This window comes from Desulfosarcina sp., assembly GCF_055467485.1.
Map to the genome: position 1 here is coordinate 60,452 of NZ_JBUOIV010000023.1, position 15,186 is coordinate 75,637.

Annotated in this window: 15 protein-coding genes; all 15 read left to right on the forward strand. The window is 51.8% G+C overall.

Annotated elements, in window-relative coordinates:
- Window positions 1–3 precede the first annotated feature (3 nt).
- Window positions 4–657: a dTMP kinase gene (tmk, locus tag ACZCED_RS12710; RefSeq protein ID WP_464860923.1), complete on the forward strand. Its 654-nt coding sequence runs from the start codon at window positions 4–6 to the stop codon at window positions 655–657.
- A gap of 33 nt (window positions 658–690) precedes the next feature.
- The gene (gene cysS / locus ACZCED_RS12715) at window positions 691–2,973 is read left to right on the forward strand and encodes a cysteine--tRNA ligase (protein WP_464860924.1); all 2,283 of its coding nucleotides are present in this window, start codon (window positions 691–693) and stop codon (window positions 2,971–2,973) included.
- Window positions 2,974–3,034: 61 nt separating this feature from the next.
- Window positions 3,035–4,054 carry a hypothetical protein gene (locus ACZCED_RS12720; protein ID WP_462967481.1) on the forward strand — a complete coding sequence of 340 codons (1,020 nt, stop codon included), beginning with the start codon at window positions 3,035–3,037 and terminating at the stop codon, window positions 4,052–4,054.
- Window positions 4,055–4,238: 184 nt separating this feature from the next.
- On the forward strand, window positions 4,239–4,427 hold the full coding sequence (locus ACZCED_RS12725; protein WP_372682844.1) for a ferredoxin: 189 nt from the start codon (window positions 4,239–4,241) through the stop codon (window positions 4,425–4,427).
- Between the two features lie 107 nt (window positions 4,428–4,534).
- The gene (locus tag ACZCED_RS12730) at window positions 4,535–5,038 is read left to right on the forward strand and encodes a methylated-DNA--[protein]-cysteine S-methyltransferase (protein ID WP_464860925.1); all 504 of its coding nucleotides are present in this window, start codon (window positions 4,535–4,537) and stop codon (window positions 5,036–5,038) included.
- Window positions 5,039–5,323: 285 nt separating this feature from the next.
- Window positions 5,324–6,139: an SMP-30/gluconolactonase/LRE family protein gene (locus ACZCED_RS12735; protein ID WP_464860926.1), complete on the forward strand. Its 816-nt coding sequence runs from the start codon at window positions 5,324–5,326 to the stop codon at window positions 6,137–6,139.
- A gap of 1,028 nt (window positions 6,140–7,167) precedes the next feature.
- A complete protein-coding gene (locus ACZCED_RS12740) occupies window positions 7,168–9,063 on the forward strand; it encodes a TIGR00341 family protein (RefSeq protein WP_464860927.1) in 1,896 nt (631 codons plus the stop codon).
- 11 nt (window positions 9,064–9,074) lie between these two features.
- A complete protein-coding gene (locus ACZCED_RS12745) occupies window positions 9,075–10,211 on the forward strand; it encodes an ABC transporter substrate-binding protein (RefSeq protein WP_464860928.1) in 1,137 nt (378 codons plus the stop codon).
- A 465-nt stretch (window positions 10,212–10,676) separates the two neighbouring features.
- On the forward strand, window positions 10,677–10,811 hold the full coding sequence (locus tag ACZCED_RS12750; RefSeq protein ID WP_464860929.1) for a hypothetical protein: 135 nt from the start codon (window positions 10,677–10,679) through the stop codon (window positions 10,809–10,811).
- 226 nt (window positions 10,812–11,037) lie between these two features.
- Window positions 11,038–11,361: a flavodoxin domain-containing protein gene (locus tag ACZCED_RS12755; protein WP_464860930.1), complete on the forward strand. Its 324-nt coding sequence runs from the start codon at window positions 11,038–11,040 to the stop codon at window positions 11,359–11,361.
- Between the two features lie 666 nt (window positions 11,362–12,027).
- On the forward strand, window positions 12,028–12,177 hold the full coding sequence (locus tag ACZCED_RS12760; protein WP_464860931.1) for a hypothetical protein: 150 nt from the start codon (window positions 12,028–12,030) through the stop codon (window positions 12,175–12,177).
- 70 nt (window positions 12,178–12,247) lie between these two features.
- A complete protein-coding gene (locus ACZCED_RS12765) occupies window positions 12,248–12,418 on the forward strand; it encodes a hypothetical protein (RefSeq protein WP_464860932.1) in 171 nt (56 codons plus the stop codon).
- A gap of 532 nt (window positions 12,419–12,950) precedes the next feature.
- The gene (locus ACZCED_RS12770; RefSeq protein WP_464860933.1) at window positions 12,951–13,880 is read left to right on the forward strand and encodes an alpha/beta hydrolase; all 930 of its coding nucleotides are present in this window, start codon (window positions 12,951–12,953) and stop codon (window positions 13,878–13,880) included.
- Between the two features lie 140 nt (window positions 13,881–14,020).
- Window positions 14,021–14,404 carry a hypothetical protein gene (locus tag ACZCED_RS12775; RefSeq protein ID WP_464860934.1) on the forward strand — a complete coding sequence of 128 codons (384 nt, stop codon included), beginning with the start codon at window positions 14,021–14,023 and terminating at the stop codon, window positions 14,402–14,404.
- A gap of 498 nt (window positions 14,405–14,902) precedes the next feature.
- The coding region (locus ACZCED_RS12780) for a hypothetical protein (RefSeq protein WP_464860935.1) at window positions 14,903–15,186 on the forward strand (284 nt) is incomplete at its 3' end.

Genomic DNA, 15,186 nt, shown 5'->3' on the forward strand with positions numbered 1-15,186 from the left:
ATTATGTTCATTACTTTAGAAGGCATTGAGGGTTCGGGCAAAACCACCCAGATCCAGACCATGGCCCGATGGCTGACGGCGGCCGGCCGCGAGTGCCTGACCACCCGCGAACCCGGGGGAACCTCCATCGGCGGTCAGATTCGTTCCGTCCTGCTCCACCCGGACAACAGCGATCTGGCTCCCACGGCCGAGCTGCTGCTTTACGTGGCGGATCGAGTCCAGCACCTGGAAACGATCGTGCGTCCGGCCTTGGCGGCCGGCAAGGTGGTGGTTTGCGACCGCTATTTCGATGCCACCCTGGTCTACCAGGGTTATGCCCGGGGACTGAACAGAGACATGATCCGCCAGCTGCACCAGCTGGCCTGCAAGGGCCTGACGCCCGATTTGACCCTGCTGCTTGACCTTGACCCCGAAGACGGGCTGGCCCGTGCCTGGCGCCGGATCGATTCCGACAGGGCCCATGCAATGGAGTCACGCTTCGAAAAGGAGACGCTGCTGTTTCACCAGCGGGTCAGGGCCGGATACCTGGACCTGGCGCGCAGGGAACCGCGGCGTTTTGCCATCATTGATGCCGCCGTCGACCCGCAGGCGGTGGCTGCACAGATTGAAACCGTGCTCAGCGCGTACTTCCAACCACGGTCCGACGGTGCCGACTAAATCGGTTGTATCCGGCTAATGGAAGCCTTTGTCATGACCCACAGTATCCTGAATCATATCGGCAACACCCCGCTGGTGGAAATCCGGCGGCTGAACCCCAACCCGCATGTCCGCATACTGGCCAAGCTGGAATACCTCAATCCCGGCGGTTCCATCAAGGATCGACCCGCGTTGTCCATGATCGAGGAAGGGGAGCGTTCGGGCGAACTGAAACTGGGAAAAACGGTGATCGAGGCCACCAGCGGCAACACGGGGATCGGCCTGGCCATGGTCTGCTCGGTCAAGGGATACCGGCTGCTGCTGGCCATGAGCGAGGCGGCCAGCATGGAACGGCAGCAGATCCTCAGGGCACGTGGTGCTGAGATTCTGCTCACCCCGGGTCATCTGGGCACTGACGGCGCCATCGAGGAGGTCTACCGCCTCGCAAGGGAAAACCCCGACGCCTATTTCATGACCGACCAGTACAACAACCCGGCCAACTGGCAGGCCCACTACAACGGCACGGCGATGGAACTGTGGGAACAGACCGATGGACGGCTGACCCACATGGTGGCCACCATGGGCACCTCGGGCACCCTGATGGGGCTATCCCGCCGGCTCAAGGAACTCAACCCCGAGATCCGGATCATCGGCGTGGAGCCTTATCTGGGACATCGGCTTCAGGGACTCAAAAACATGAAGGAGGCCTACCAGCCGGAAATATTCGAGAAGCGTCTGTTGGACGAGAAGGTCAACGTCGAAGATGAGCCGGCGTTCGAGATGACCCGGCGCCTGGCACGGGAAGAGGGCCTCATGGTGGGTATGAGCAGCGGAGCCGCCATGGTTGTTGCCGCCGAGGTCGCCAGGACCCTGGAGCAGGGGACGCTGGTGGTGATTTTTCCCGACGGCGGTGAACGCTACCTGTCCACCCCGCTGTTTGCCGTCCAGGAGAAAATCGACCTCAAGCTCTTCAACACCATGACCCGCACCAAAGAGCTTTTCTTGCCGGTGAATCCGGGGAAAGTGTCCATGTACGCCTGCGGTCCCACCGCCCATGCCCGCATGCACGTGGGGGAGGGGCGCCGTTTCGTCTTCTCCGATCTGCTGGCGCGCTACCTGGCCTACCGTGGCTACACGGTCAAGCAGGTGATGAACATCACCGATCTGGACGACAAGACCATCGAGGGCTCCGAACAGGCCGGCATGTCGCTGGAAGACTTCACCGCCATGCACATCGATTCTTTTCACAAGGATCTTGCCGCCCTGGGTATCCAACCGGCCAACCACTACCCCAAGGCCAGCGAACATGCCGACGACATGGTGGACCTGGCTGACCGGCTGGTCAAAAAAGGATATGCATACGAAAAGCTGCGCTCCATCTATTTCGACATCTCGCGATTCAAAACCTACGGCCAGTTGTCGGGAATCGATCTCAACAAGATCCGGTTAGGCGCCACCGTGGATCTGGAAGAGTACGAAAAGGACAATCCCCGCGATTTTACCCTGCTCAAGCGCACCCGGCTGTCCGAACTCAAGCGGGGCATCTACACCCGGACCGACTGGGGCAACATGCGCCCCTCCTGGCACCTGCAGTGCGCCGCCATGTCCATGCGCTATCTGGGTGATTTCTACGATATCCACTGCGCCGGCCGCGAACTGGTCTTCCCCCACCACGAGAACGAGATCGCCATTGCCGGGGCCCTGACCGGCAAATCACTGGCCAAATACTGGGTCCACTGCGACCGCGTGCTGGTGGACGGAAAAAAAGTGGACGAAAAGGGTGACGCCCTGACCATTCAGGCGCTGCTGGACATGGGATTCACGGGGCGGGAGATCCGCTACTGGCTGATTTCGGTAAACTACCGCAAGCCGGTTCTGTTTTCCGTGGCGCGACTGAATCGGGTGCGCAAGACGTTAAAGCGCCTGGATGCCTGCATCCGGGCCCTGAAGAACGTCAGACGCGGACGTGCCTGTGCAGAGCTGGATCAACTGTGCTACGACATCAAAAATGGCTTTACCGGCGCCATGGACGATGACCTGAACATCTCCGCCGCCCTGGCTTCCCTCTTCACCGTGGTCAAGCGCATCAACACCTTGATTTTAGAGGAGGGTATCGATGCCGACGGAGCTGAAAAAGTGTTGGAGACCCTGGCCCGTATCAATACGGTCGTCAATATTTTGAAGTTTGAAGACGAAACCGAAAAGCCGGCCGTTCAGCAATTGATGGCCGAGCGGACGCGTGCCCGGCAGGCCAGGGACTGGACCCTTGCGGACCGGCTGAGGGACCAGTTGCTGGCCATGGGAGTGGTTCCCCGGGATGACAAGGCCGGTGAGTAGGTTCAACCAGGTAATTGGAAGAAAAGATGGTCGGATGTCCAACATCGAATGGTGAATGGAAATGGAAAACACCTTGACTCCCGTATACATGCCGTTTACCTACCTGTCCGAATCCACGGCGCGCCTCCTGAACGCGCTGGTCGGACCGGTGGTGGTTTACCAGCCAATGCAAACGAATATCCCCGAGAACCTGGGTGCACTGGCCTCACAGGGGCGCGTTGAAATCCGCACGCCGATCACCCGGGATGAAGACCGACTGTGCGCTGCTTTGGCGGAATTCACGGAATGGGCGCGCATGAATCCGGGGAAAACCACCCCCGGGGCCGGTTTCCTCAGCCAACGCCAGGGAGAAACCCCATTTTTCGGCGAAACCGCCGTCAACCGCATCCGCTCCGATATCAACCGCTATCGTCAATCCGGTCGTTTGGCTGACCATCAGACGGAAAAAGCGGATGCCGAATTCAGTGCCCGGCTGTTCCTGGCCCTGGCCCAGGAGAATGACCTGGCCACCGACCGCCTGGACGATGACCTCGATCGGTTCAAGGTGTTGGAGCACGCGTTGCTGGACACTCTGAAGGATGCCGATGAGGCGGGGTTCAACCGCCAGGTGCTCGGGTCGGAGATCTGGCGGGACGATCCAGGTGCCCGTCTGAGCGGACAGCGAATACGTGCCTGGGCCGCCCTGGCCGCCGCCGATACATCGCCGCCGGATGTGTGGGTCACCACCAGTCGTGCCGTGATCGATACGCTGCTGGAAACCCATGGCGACGCATTGCATCTCGAACGGCTGGCCGACATCCGGCTTTCCATCCCGCCAGCTGGCAAAGCCCCGCTTTTGAGAAGGGTGCTGACTGATCTGGCCAGCCGGGGATTCGTGCCGCCGGCTGATCTTTCCACCATCGTGTCGCCGGCCGCCGAAGCGTCATCCGAACCGGCCGCAACCGTTACCCTTATCTGTGGGACAAACCAGACTCCCGCCAGCGTCATTCGGCGGATGGCTCCTGCAGCCGTTGACCTGTCCGGGAAAAAAGATATTCCGAATCCGGTTCACCACAGCCTGATCGTCCTGGTGGAAAGCTGACTCAGATATCGATGAAATGCCCAATTGGCGGGGAATTGAGGGCGATGTGGCGGTGTGCGTAAAAAAACACCTTCAACGCTTGACGGGGTGTTTTATTTGGTATAAGCCCTTTTCCATAAAAAGAAAGCAGATGTTGATAATTGGATCAACACGCATAGAAAACTATTGAAAGGAGAGTGTTAAGATGGCTTTTAACCCGATCGTTGACGAGGCCAAATGCGTTGGCTGTGAAGAATGTGTCGATGTTTGCCCCGTGGAAGTGTTCGAGATGCAGGATGAAAAATCCGTCCCGGTGAACGCAGAAGAGTGCCTCGGCTGCGAAAGCTGCGTGGAAGTGTGCGAAGAGAGCGCCATCACCGTCGAAGAGACTTAATCATCGACGATGTCAAAGACGTTCCAACCCCTGGCGGATCGCTCCCCCAGGGGTTTTTTTTGTCCGCTCCGCATCCAGATCGTTCATTAACATTGCCGGGAGCCGCCATGAACCGTTACCTGATTGTCGATACCGCCTTTGGCTACGGCGCCGTGGCCTTTTCCGCACAACCGTTCAAACTGGTGGCGATCAAGCTGCCCACATCCGATCTCGACGCACTTTGCCGGCCCTTCGATGAGTCGTATTGGCAAATCGACAACACCCACCCGGAAGCATCGACAGTCGGAAGTACCCTGGTCCGTTATTTCAACGGGGAGCAGATCGACATTCCCTGGCCGGTGATGGACATTTCCCGCTTTACCCCCTCCCAGCAGGTCGTTTATCGTACGGTAGCCACCATTCCCTACGGTGAAACCGCCTCCTACGGCCAGGTCGCGAGGCTTGCCGGCCTCCCCCGTGCCGCCCGGTTCGTGGGCACGACCATGGCCAACAATCCTTACCCGGTCTTCATCCCCTGCCATCGGGTGATCAAAAGCGACGGATCGCCGGGGCTGTTCGGCGGCGGAGAGCCGTTGAAGGCCAGGATGCTGGCCCTGGAAGCCGGTTCCTGATTGTTTGTCGTCTCCGCTGACAAAAAAGCGCAGTCTGCGGACAACCGGCAGTACCGCTATACAGCCAGTCGGTGTCTCCCGTGAACATAATTTCTTGATGCCGTTATTTTACCGATTGCAGCCCATAGCTGAAAACACCGCAACTGGAAACGGCCCGGTTTTTGGCGCGACCTTTCAAGCATTGGATAACCACAGCCATCGTAAGGTGTCTTTTTTCGCCAGAGAACTAAAGGACTGCCGCATAAAAATATGGAAACCTCCCCTTTTTATAAGGGGCGTCCAGCTATGCAAAAGATAATTTTGGGAATACTTGGGTTTCTATCCATTCTAATCCTATTCTTCCTTATTCAATCGGCCCCCATTGACCCGACGGCATACACCCCTCCTGACTCCCAAGCATTGACCGGTGTGCTGTCAACAAACAGCCTTTTACAGACGGCCGACCTTTTGGCTTTGGGAAAGATCGATGGTCCGGAAGAAGTGGCGATTGACAGTGAGGGCCGTGTCTATGGGGGAACGCAGGATGGAAAGATCACGCGTCTTTTGCCGGATGGCAAGCTGGACACTTTTGTTGAAACCAAAGGCCGGCCCTTGGGGCTTCGGTTCGATAAGCATAAAAACCTGATTGTCTGCGACTCTTATAGTGGGCTGCTTTCCATTAATCCCCAGGGCAAGATCACGGTCCTGGCCACCTCAGCGGATGGTGTCCCGTTCAATTTTACCGATGCGTTGGACATTGCTGAAGATGGAACCATTTATTTTACGGATGCAAGTTCCAAGTATGGGCAAAATGAGTATCTCTATGATCTATTAGAATCCAGACCGCACGGCAGATTCCTGAGCTACGATCCAGCCACCGGCCAGATTGAGGTGCTATTGAAAAACCTTTACTTTGCCAATGGCGTGGCCCTGTCTCAGCGGGAAGACTTTGTCTTGATCAATGAGACCTACCGCTACAGGATCGTCCGGTATTGGTTAAAAGGACCCAAGGCGGGAACACACGAGACATTTATTGATAATCTGCCAGGATTTCCTGACAACATTTCAAGCAACATAAAGGAACGTTTTGGTTGGCTATGTTTACTGTTCGCAATGAAATGATGGACAGACTCCATCCTTTTCCTTTTTTAAGAGCGCAATTATCCCAACTGCCCAAAGCCTTATGGCCTGGTCTTGGCTCTGGATGAGCGAGGCAAAATCATCCACAGCCTGCATGAACCTACAGGAAAACACCTGAAGGAGATTACGTCTGCCAGAGAATATGGCGGTAATCTATATTTGGGTAGTTTACATAATGATCGGATTGGAAAATATAAATTACCTTGACGATAAGATAAAAAAATAGAGGCTGCTTTGGTGTCGGTATGTAATCACCACCAACCAGTAATTTTGTTTGACCACAAGATATAGTGGTTCATGGAAATAGCCTTCTTTTCGAAGACTTGTAAGCTATTACAACAATATTAACCGCTATAAAATTGCAGGTTACCTCCCAACTGGCCATCTATTTTCTATGTCGAGGATCTTTGGGGGTGTTGATTCAGTTCGGTGAAAGGAAATTGAGCTCCAGAGATACTTAAGCGTCATTATCTTTTTTTCAAAGTGTTGCCCTTCGGCCGGCATTCTTCTATGGTATAGGTCCAGAACAAGACAATATTTCATAGAATTATAGTCTTTGAGGCTAACGCCATGCTCATCCCGCTGATACGGACCAAACTGAGTTAGCCACCTGTCGCCAAGGACCACTTGAATCGACAGCATCTGATTGACCGGCTGGATATGTGCCGCCAACGACCGTTGACGCTGGTATCAGCACCGGCCGGATACACGGCAAGGGCACGCCGTTGAGTTGCTGGCTGGAGTCGTGCCAACGCAGCAGTGGATGGGTCTCCCTTGATTCAATAGATAGTTATCTTCGGACATTCATGGCCATTGGCTTTTTGGGGCTTTTTATCGGGGCGGTCGTCCTGTCCGTTGGTTATAAGCTGTTCGCTGTTTGGATAGAAATCTCGAAGCCTGTTTGAGAAATTCGTCTGAGACCCGCGATTTGTTTTGGATCCTCGTTTCGAATCACGGATGATCTATGCACCATCCTCCATGGTTGGTGGTACAGGAAAGGAAAGATGAAAATGAGAAAATTTGTTCCATCCGCACTTTTCGTTCACACGACCGAGACCGAACATATCCTCGACCGATTGCGCCAACACTCAAGCAATCCTACCATCACACCGGTATCGTTCGATACGCTGATCACCGATCAGCGAGACCTGTTGAGTGGTGTCGGTCATGTGGTGGTCAGCGGCTCGATAGATTTCATCAAAACGGTTGCCGCAATGACCGTTGAACACGGCTGCGGCCTCGGCGTGATACCGACCCATGGGCAAAAAAAGTTGGTCCAATTCTACGATATCCCCACTGACATCGATGCGGCCATCGACCTTGCTTTAGATGCAGACCCCATGGAGATGGATCTGGTGCTCTGCAACGAACACTTGGTCTTTTTCAATGTGACAGTGGGGCAGATGCCGCTGTTGGATGCGCCGGCCGATACCGGCAGGCTCAGCATGCTCAAGGCCGCCCTACCTCGAATATTTCACATCGATCTGATCAAATACCGGTTTACGACCGCAGGTTCGGGAGATATTGTCACCGCCGCCAGCGGATGCATGATCCTGCACCATCACAAGGGGAGCATGGCAGCGCGATTGATCAGCGGTGCCAGCACCATTGCCGATGGATCGATCAGTGCGCTGATTTCCGCCCCCATGTCCGTCGTCAACTATTTAAAATTTCTCGTCCGGCTGATGTCGGGCACCGTGAGCAGCGGGAATCTGCCCAGTTCCATCGGCCACCTGAAGAGCCCGATCATCGAGATCGAGCCGGAAACCGAAATGGACGTATGGATCGATGGCGTGAAAAAGACCCGCACGCCCCTTCACTGCGAAGTGAAACCGGCGGCCATTCGAGTCAACGTGGGGCCTGCCATACGCGCCGGAGAGCCAACGGGCAAGTTGGGCGAGGAACGAGTGGATATCGATCATCTGCCCAAGGGCAAAGAACTCAAGAAGGCCTGGAAACGAGAGAAAATTCCCTTTTTTTCCTACGCCTCGGAAGAACGGTTCCACGACCTGTTCACCGACCTTCGTGAAGATTCCAGGATCAACGGGCTCTACCTGGTGCTGATGGTGCTCAGCACCATGCTGGCGGCGGCCGGACTCTACCTGAACAGCGCCTCGGTCATCATCGGCGCCATGCTGCTGGCCCCGTTGATGGCGCCTATCGTCAGCCTGGCCATGGGACTGCTCAGGGGAGAGGAGAAGATGATCAAAAACTCCTTGGCCAAAATTCTGGTCGGCATCTTAATCGCACTGATGGCGTCCAGCATCATAACTCTGATTTTCCCTCATAGACTCGTTACGGAAGAAATGCAAGCCCGCTTGAACCCCACCCTGCTCGATCTGGCCGTGGCCATCATCTCCGGCATCGCTGCAGCATACTCCAAATCATTCAAGGAAATTATCCAGAGCCTGGCCGGTGTTGCCATTGCCGTCGCCCTGGTCCCACCCCTGACAGTGGCAGGCACGGGCATTGGGTGGGGGGATTTTCATTTCTTCTTTCAGGCATTTTTGCTTTTTTCCACCAATCTCATCGGCATCATCATCGCGGCGGCACTGACCTTCCGCGTATTGGGATTTTCACCGGCGATTCGCAGCAAGCGGGGACTTGGCGTCGTATTGTGCCTGCTGGCAATCATCACGGTTCCCCTCTATATCTCCTACGGACAGATCGTCGAGGATCGCATCATGGAAGAGAACTGGCAAAAGGAACGCTTTTTGGTCAACGGGAAGTATGTGATCGTCGAGAATACGGATCTACTCCTTCGTGGCAGAAAAAAAATCTTGGTCATGGAAGTCATTGTCCGAGATGTATTGACCCGAGAAGACCTGAACGAATTAAAGAAAAAAATCAAGATCCATTTTCCCGGCGAACTGATCGTTCGCGCCAAAACTACATATTTACCATGAGGGGGCTTCGGATGCGATGTTTACGCCAAAACACCTGGATTGTGGCCATATTGCTGCTCCTTTTCGGATGCGATCAAGAACCGTCCATCACACCAAGCGGCAAAACGATTAAAATCGGCATCATCGCACCTTTCAGCGGCTCCGATTTCGCCAAAGGGAAAGAGGGCCTGCGAGGGATCCAAACAGCCATTGACATGCGCCCTTTGTTGGACAACGGAGATAAGGTGGAACTCATCGAAAAGGACGACAAGAACGATCCCGCCATGGCAGTTCAGGCCTTGACGGAGCTTACCCGGACCGATCAAGTGGCGGCGGTAGTGACCTTTTCCGGCAGCGGGCCGGTTCTGGCCATGGCCAAGCAGGCGAACACCTTCCAGACCCCGATCGTGGCAGTTCTGGCCACCCATCCAGACGTGACCAAAGAGAACGACTATGTCAGCCAAATCTGTTTCGACAACACCTTCCAGGGACATGTGGCGGCCTTTTTCGTCAGAGACGATCTTCTGCTGGACCGGGTGGCCATATTCAAAACGCCGACCAGCTTTTACTCCAGCAATCTGGCCGCCGAATTCGAAAGCCAATTCACCGCACTGGGAGGAATCATTACCGACGTCATCGACATACAGGAAGGCGAGGATGGTCTCGCCGAAACGTTGGCGCAGGTCAGGGAAAAGGATCCCGAACTGCTCTATATGCCCCTTGGCGCCAAGGAAGTGATCGCAATCATGAAAGCTGTGAACGATATGGTGTGGAATCCCAGGGAGATGGCCAGCGATGGCCTGCTTGCCACCGTCTTCTTACAGTACAAGCAACACCTGCATCTGCTGGAAGGATTGCTCGCCACCGATTTTTTTCACCATCGCAGCGCTGGAACCGAGTTCGGTAAGCTGGCGAGAAAGCGCCACAAGGGCAAGGCGACCAGCTACACCGCCATGGGTGTCGAGGGATTCTCGATCTTGCTTGACGCCATGAACCGCTGTAGAAATCCGAGGGATCGAGATTGCATCAACCGGAAAATCCGATCTACCACTGGATTCGAGGGCCTCATGGGAAAAATTACCATCGATGCCAAAGGTAAGGTCCACCGCCCGGTGATCATCAATGCTATTGAGGATAGCCGGCTTAGATATGTCGTAAAAGTATATTAGAAACTGATCATATGAAAATGCTACCCCGCCTTAGCGGAAAGCTAAATTTATAGTTGATTTTTAAATTGCTATCAAACATAGAAGCAATCTGTCATTTTCACAATCACCACGATACAATCCGCTAACTTTTGAGCCGGCTCTTTGTGGGCAGCGATAACCATTTTTTCATCAAGCAAGCACTCCAGACTGATTCCCAGACATCCATACGTTCAGCTCCTTCAGTTCTATTTGATGAGATGAAATGAGTTGAATTTTTCCGCCGGCAACATGGAATGTTGATAGTGTATGATGCTCATTAGAGCCTCATGAGCCAGACTCAAGCCCCTGTCGTAGTAATTGGTAGCTTTCACCTACCACCACCCAGCCAACCGGCTCACATTGTATTAATCCTTAAATGCTGTAATTTCTGTCTAAGCAAGAGTAGGCGCAACCTACAACAAAACAATCAACCAATGAGGTGATACCATGGCCGTAAACAAAGTGCAGGATTACACTGAAGACAAGAACGAAGGACACGTTGATACTCGCGAAGCCAATTTCGAGTGTGAAAAGAAAGATGAAAACCTGGGATGTGACATGGGAATCGATGTCGCGGGATGACTGAAAGAAAGGCGCTCTCTGATAGTACTGCAATTACCTTGATACCGCTGGGATACTTAATCAACAAGTGTATAGCCGGCCGGACATCGGGAGCCACCTGCAAGATTTAAGGGCATGATTAAGGGCAGAGCTTCGAAATAATAGGTAAAAAGTTGAAAACCGCTATAATGGCGGTACACGGCAGAGCCTCTTACGGGGCTCTGCCCTTTTATAGGAGCGTCTTTTCATGAAAGTACTGATCGTTTATTACTCGGCATATGGTCATGTTCACAAAATGGCAGAGGCGATTGCTGAAGGCGTAAATGAAGTTACCGGTGCAGAAGCGGTCATGCGGCGCGTAGCGGAAACCCTTACCGATGAGGTGCTCGAAAAAATGGGTGCCGTCGATGCCCAACAGACATTGGCTCATGTGCCAGTCTGTACCATCGACGAGCTGGCCTCAGCAGATGCCGTCATTTTCGGTACCCCGACGCGTTTGGTAACATGTGCGGCCAGATGCGCCAGTTTTTGGATGCCACCGGTCAACTCTGGGCCCAAGGCGCGCTGGTAGGCAAGGTCGGCAGTGTGTTCACCAGCAGTGCGACGCAGCATGGCGGACAGGAGTCCACAATCCTCTCATTTTACATATCACTCCTGCATCACGGTTTTGTCATTGTAGGACTGCCCTACGCCTTTCAAGGGCAAATGCGCATTGATGAGGTTACCGGGGGTTAACCCTATGGCGCGTCGACGATCGCAGGCGGATCAGGGGAGAGGATGCCCAGCGAAAATGAACTGGGCGCGGCACGTTTTCAAGGCAGGCATGTTGCCGAGATTGCATCTAAGCTGAAAGGGTAAAAGACACCTTGTGCTATGTTTGACGCCCTACCATACAGACCACTCGCTGGATGCTGGTCCAGTCAAGAACGATCTAAGCAAGAAAGACACACTTATCCTTGAGTGGAAAGAACCTTACTAAGGGAGTTGCTATTAAAACATTTATGATTGCACTCGCATTCACATTTATGTCTGTCTCCTTGGCTTTGGCTGCCGGTAGCCCGTCTATCAAACCGAGGACTTCAAAAGCTTTGTCGAAGCCCATAACAATCTGGCTTACACGCTGCGAAAGCAAGATACAGATTACTATGACGAAGCGCTAAAACACGATACCCGTTTTATTGAACTGAACCCCGGTCTCGACCAGCCCTATGTGTACCATGGAGTGCTATACATTCAGATGGGTAAGAAAAATTTGGCGTTAGCAGACCACCAAACACCGGTCAATAGAAACTCTTCGCTTCCTTCAGAATTACAATTTGTTGTCGAAAATGGTCGTGAAAAAGAACCGGAACAGTTTTTCTGGGTATCCCGCCGGATTGATGCATGATCCAATAAATTAAACACGATTATTCAGACGTTACAAAAAAGTTGTATAATAAAAATGGAGATATATCATAATGAATGATGACAATAAAAAAACCTTATGCGCATATGTAGAAGAAGAACTGCAAGTCACAGATCCGCAGGCCTATATTGCACTTATTAGACCGGCGACCCATTACTGCGAAGGCTGTGGACGCAGCGCCACAAAGGCCGAAAATTTGTGTAAACCCCAAAAGCTTTCTTGAATGCTGATCGCATATACCCCATCTTTAATTGATGAAGATGGAGTAATTATTTTGGCATCTCAGAAATCGGCTAAGGGTCCTTGACTGAATTTTGTAAATACAAAAAATATGTTCGGCCGTTTTGCCTTTGCAAACCTTAAGGTCACGCGTGGAAGATTCTGGAGCTTTTTTAAGAATTGAATCAAACAATATCATTACTTTGCAGATATTTTTTGGGCTGGGGTAGATCAATCGATCTACTTGAAGCCTTTCGTAAACTACGTATCGATTCTTGAAAAACAGGCCACGTTCTAGCACTTGATGATTCATCTGTATGTCGCTTTTTAAATAGGGGCGTAGGTTGTTTATGACTCAGCGTAAAAATTTTTTTTATAATGGCATGTTTTGCTGGATTATAGTGGCGTTTGTATTGTTGCTACTGTCAAGCTGCTCTCCATTGTACCTGATGAATACACTCTCGACTGAAAGCGACTCCGTCGCTGTCGCCCATCAACGGTATGGAAAAGAGCAACGTCAACAGCTTGATATATTCATGCCTGATAGAATTGTCGCCGGTTCGCCTGTGGTTGTCTTCTTCTATGGAGGGAGTTGGAAACGCGGTGAAAAAGGGAAGTACGGGTTTGTAGGACATAGCCTAAGCAGCAAAGGATACATAACGGTAATACCTGATTACCGTTTATACCCAGAAGTAACCTTTCCCGCCTTTGTTGAGGACGGTGCAGAAGTTCTTACTTGGGTGCGCGAAAATGTAGATCAAGCACGTAATGGAGTGGTGGTAATGGGACACTCAGCTGGAGCACATATCGCAGCACTTCTTGCCTTAGACCAGAGTTATCTTGAGGAAGCAGGACAATCTTCCGGCATTATTCGTGGGATGATAGGTCTGGCAGGACCATATGGATTCAACCCCATGAAATACAGGAGCACTCAGCCGATATTTGCAAACGTCGAGGTAATCGAAAAGGCCATGCCGGTTACTTTTGCCTGTTCGGCAAAGATACCTCTTCTTTTGTTTCATGGTTCAGACGACAGTATAGTAATCCCAGAAAACTCGAGAGAGCTCAAACGCCGTGTTTATGAGTGTGCAGGGAATGTCAAGTATTTCGAGCTTGACGATATTGGGCATTTTTCTATTGTGCTCGGGTTATCTGATTCTTTTCTTGCAAAGAATGCAATTCAATCATCCATTGAAATATTCCTTCAATCACTCTCTCGGCAGTCAGGGAGAACCGCATCCACTGAATTTATCGCAAAAACCCATATATCTGGTGGGGAAGAGTTCAAGGCCTATGTTGTTCTCAATGTAGACCAGCGGTTCGGTGGTGAAGAACTCGTAGCCTGGAGTAAAGAACAGATAGCGGCCTACAAATACCCACGCATCCTTGAAATCCGCGATAGGCTACCCATGACGGCCACCGGTAAGATCCTCAAGAAAGAGCTTAAGGCCGAGATTGCTTACTGAATAGCTCGGGATTTGATAGCTGGCTATATGCGATGAAAAACATGATCGTCACCTCAAGAGAAGATAATGCCTTGATTTTCCATTTGTGTGCCTTACAGCAAAAAAATTGATATTTTGACATAGGAGAAGGAGAATATCCCATGGCGACTCTTTCCAGTAGAAGTTACACTATTGCATGTATTATCATCGCTATATTTTTAATGGTGGCATGTACGAAGACTACCACCACACCTATCAACACCGAGAATTCGACTTCAGTCGGTAAGGTTCAAGTATTCTACAACCCCCCTACTGATCGGGAGTACACAGAAATTGGATTGGTCACCACTCAGACCGGCCAAACCATTTTCCACGATAGAAGCGCTGAAGGCATGATAACCAAGCTTCAAAATGAGGCCGCTCGAATGGGTGCTGATGCAATAATCGTTCGTTCTGCTAACGAAGGCACCTGGGGGCTAAAAGGGGGTGGCCATGCCGGTTTCGAACGTGGAAACGCCCAGGCAGTAGCGATCAAATTTAAGTAGGTTTTCGGATAGTAATTATCGCGACAATGATCCCGATAAACCTGCCTTATGAATGAGCGTGGTTCAACTCAATCATCGTTGGTGGTGGGACTGACTGATACACCAATACGTTTGTAGTCGGTCAGCTTGACCAATAGTGCTTCATTTCCCAATCACGGCATTTTTACATTGTCTCTCAAACCTGTGTGGGGCATCGTACGAAGGCATGGTAACCATGCCTATGTCTGGGGAAAGGTTGGTAACTTTGCTGTGATAAATATAAACCTATTAGCCGCAATATCACAGATACTTTCACCTACCTATCAGCATGTATGTTCTGGAAAGCCCAAAATTTGGCAGGTGCTTCCAGCGTGGATTGATCTCAACTAAAAAGACAACTTTAACGGGTTTTACCTTCTGAAAATACGACTTCGTACCCTATTTCAGATATTATTGGTAAAAATCCCGATCGAAACAAAACACAAATTCAAATTCATGGTTCAGAACAGGAAAATCAAAATGAAAATTATGCACCAAACTATGCTTTTAATCGTTGTATTTCTTATGCTTGTCGGACCTGTTTTCGCCGCAGGGGGAGGAGGTGTCATTACCTCTGACCCAACAAAACACTTTGACCCCAAGGGGAAAATGCCGTCACAATACACCATTGAACTGCAAAACGGCCTTCGTAAGTCCTTACCGTTTGAAGACAAACGTGATTTCGAGGAAGCAAAAAAAGGTTTTATCGCCGCCCCGGACTACAAGCAGATCATGGCCGAAGCTGGTCATGTGGCCTGGGATAT

What these genes read in the sequence shown, in the direction of transcription:
- tmk (WP_464860923.1), top strand. Translation starts at nt 4, where the DNA reads ATGTTCATTACTTTAGAAGGCATTGAGGGTTCGGGCAAAACCACCCAG.
- cysS (WP_464860924.1), top strand. Translation starts at nt 691, where the DNA reads ATGACCCACAGTATCCTGAATCATATCGGCAACACCCCGCTGGTGGAA.
- ACZCED_RS12720 (WP_462967481.1), top strand. Translation starts at nt 3,035, where the DNA reads ATGGAAAACACCTTGACTCCCGTATACATGCCGTTTACCTACCTGTCC.
- ACZCED_RS12725 (WP_372682844.1), top strand. Translation starts at nt 4,239, where the DNA reads ATGGCTTTTAACCCGATCGTTGACGAGGCCAAATGCGTTGGCTGTGAA.
- ACZCED_RS12730 (WP_464860925.1), top strand. Translation starts at nt 4,535, where the DNA reads ATGAACCGTTACCTGATTGTCGATACCGCCTTTGGCTACGGCGCCGTG.
- ACZCED_RS12735 (WP_464860926.1), top strand. Translation starts at nt 5,324, where the DNA reads ATGCAAAAGATAATTTTGGGAATACTTGGGTTTCTATCCATTCTAATC.
- ACZCED_RS12740 (WP_464860927.1), top strand. Translation starts at nt 7,168, where the DNA reads ATGAGAAAATTTGTTCCATCCGCACTTTTCGTTCACACGACCGAGACC.
- ACZCED_RS12745 (WP_464860928.1), top strand. Translation starts at nt 9,075, where the DNA reads ATGCGATGTTTACGCCAAAACACCTGGATTGTGGCCATATTGCTGCTC.
- ACZCED_RS12750 (WP_464860929.1), top strand. Translation starts at nt 10,677, where the DNA reads ATGGCCGTAAACAAAGTGCAGGATTACACTGAAGACAAGAACGAAGGA.
- ACZCED_RS12755 (WP_464860930.1), top strand. Translation starts at nt 11,038, where the DNA reads ATGAAAGTACTGATCGTTTATTACTCGGCATATGGTCATGTTCACAAA.
- ACZCED_RS12760 (WP_464860931.1), top strand. Translation starts at nt 12,028, where the DNA reads ATGGGTAAGAAAAATTTGGCGTTAGCAGACCACCAAACACCGGTCAAT.
- ACZCED_RS12765 (WP_464860932.1), top strand. Translation starts at nt 12,248, where the DNA reads ATGAATGATGACAATAAAAAAACCTTATGCGCATATGTAGAAGAAGAA.
- ACZCED_RS12770 (WP_464860933.1), top strand. Translation starts at nt 12,951, where the DNA reads ATGCCTGATAGAATTGTCGCCGGTTCGCCTGTGGTTGTCTTCTTCTAT.
- ACZCED_RS12775 (WP_464860934.1), top strand. Translation starts at nt 14,021, where the DNA reads ATGGCGACTCTTTCCAGTAGAAGTTACACTATTGCATGTATTATCATC.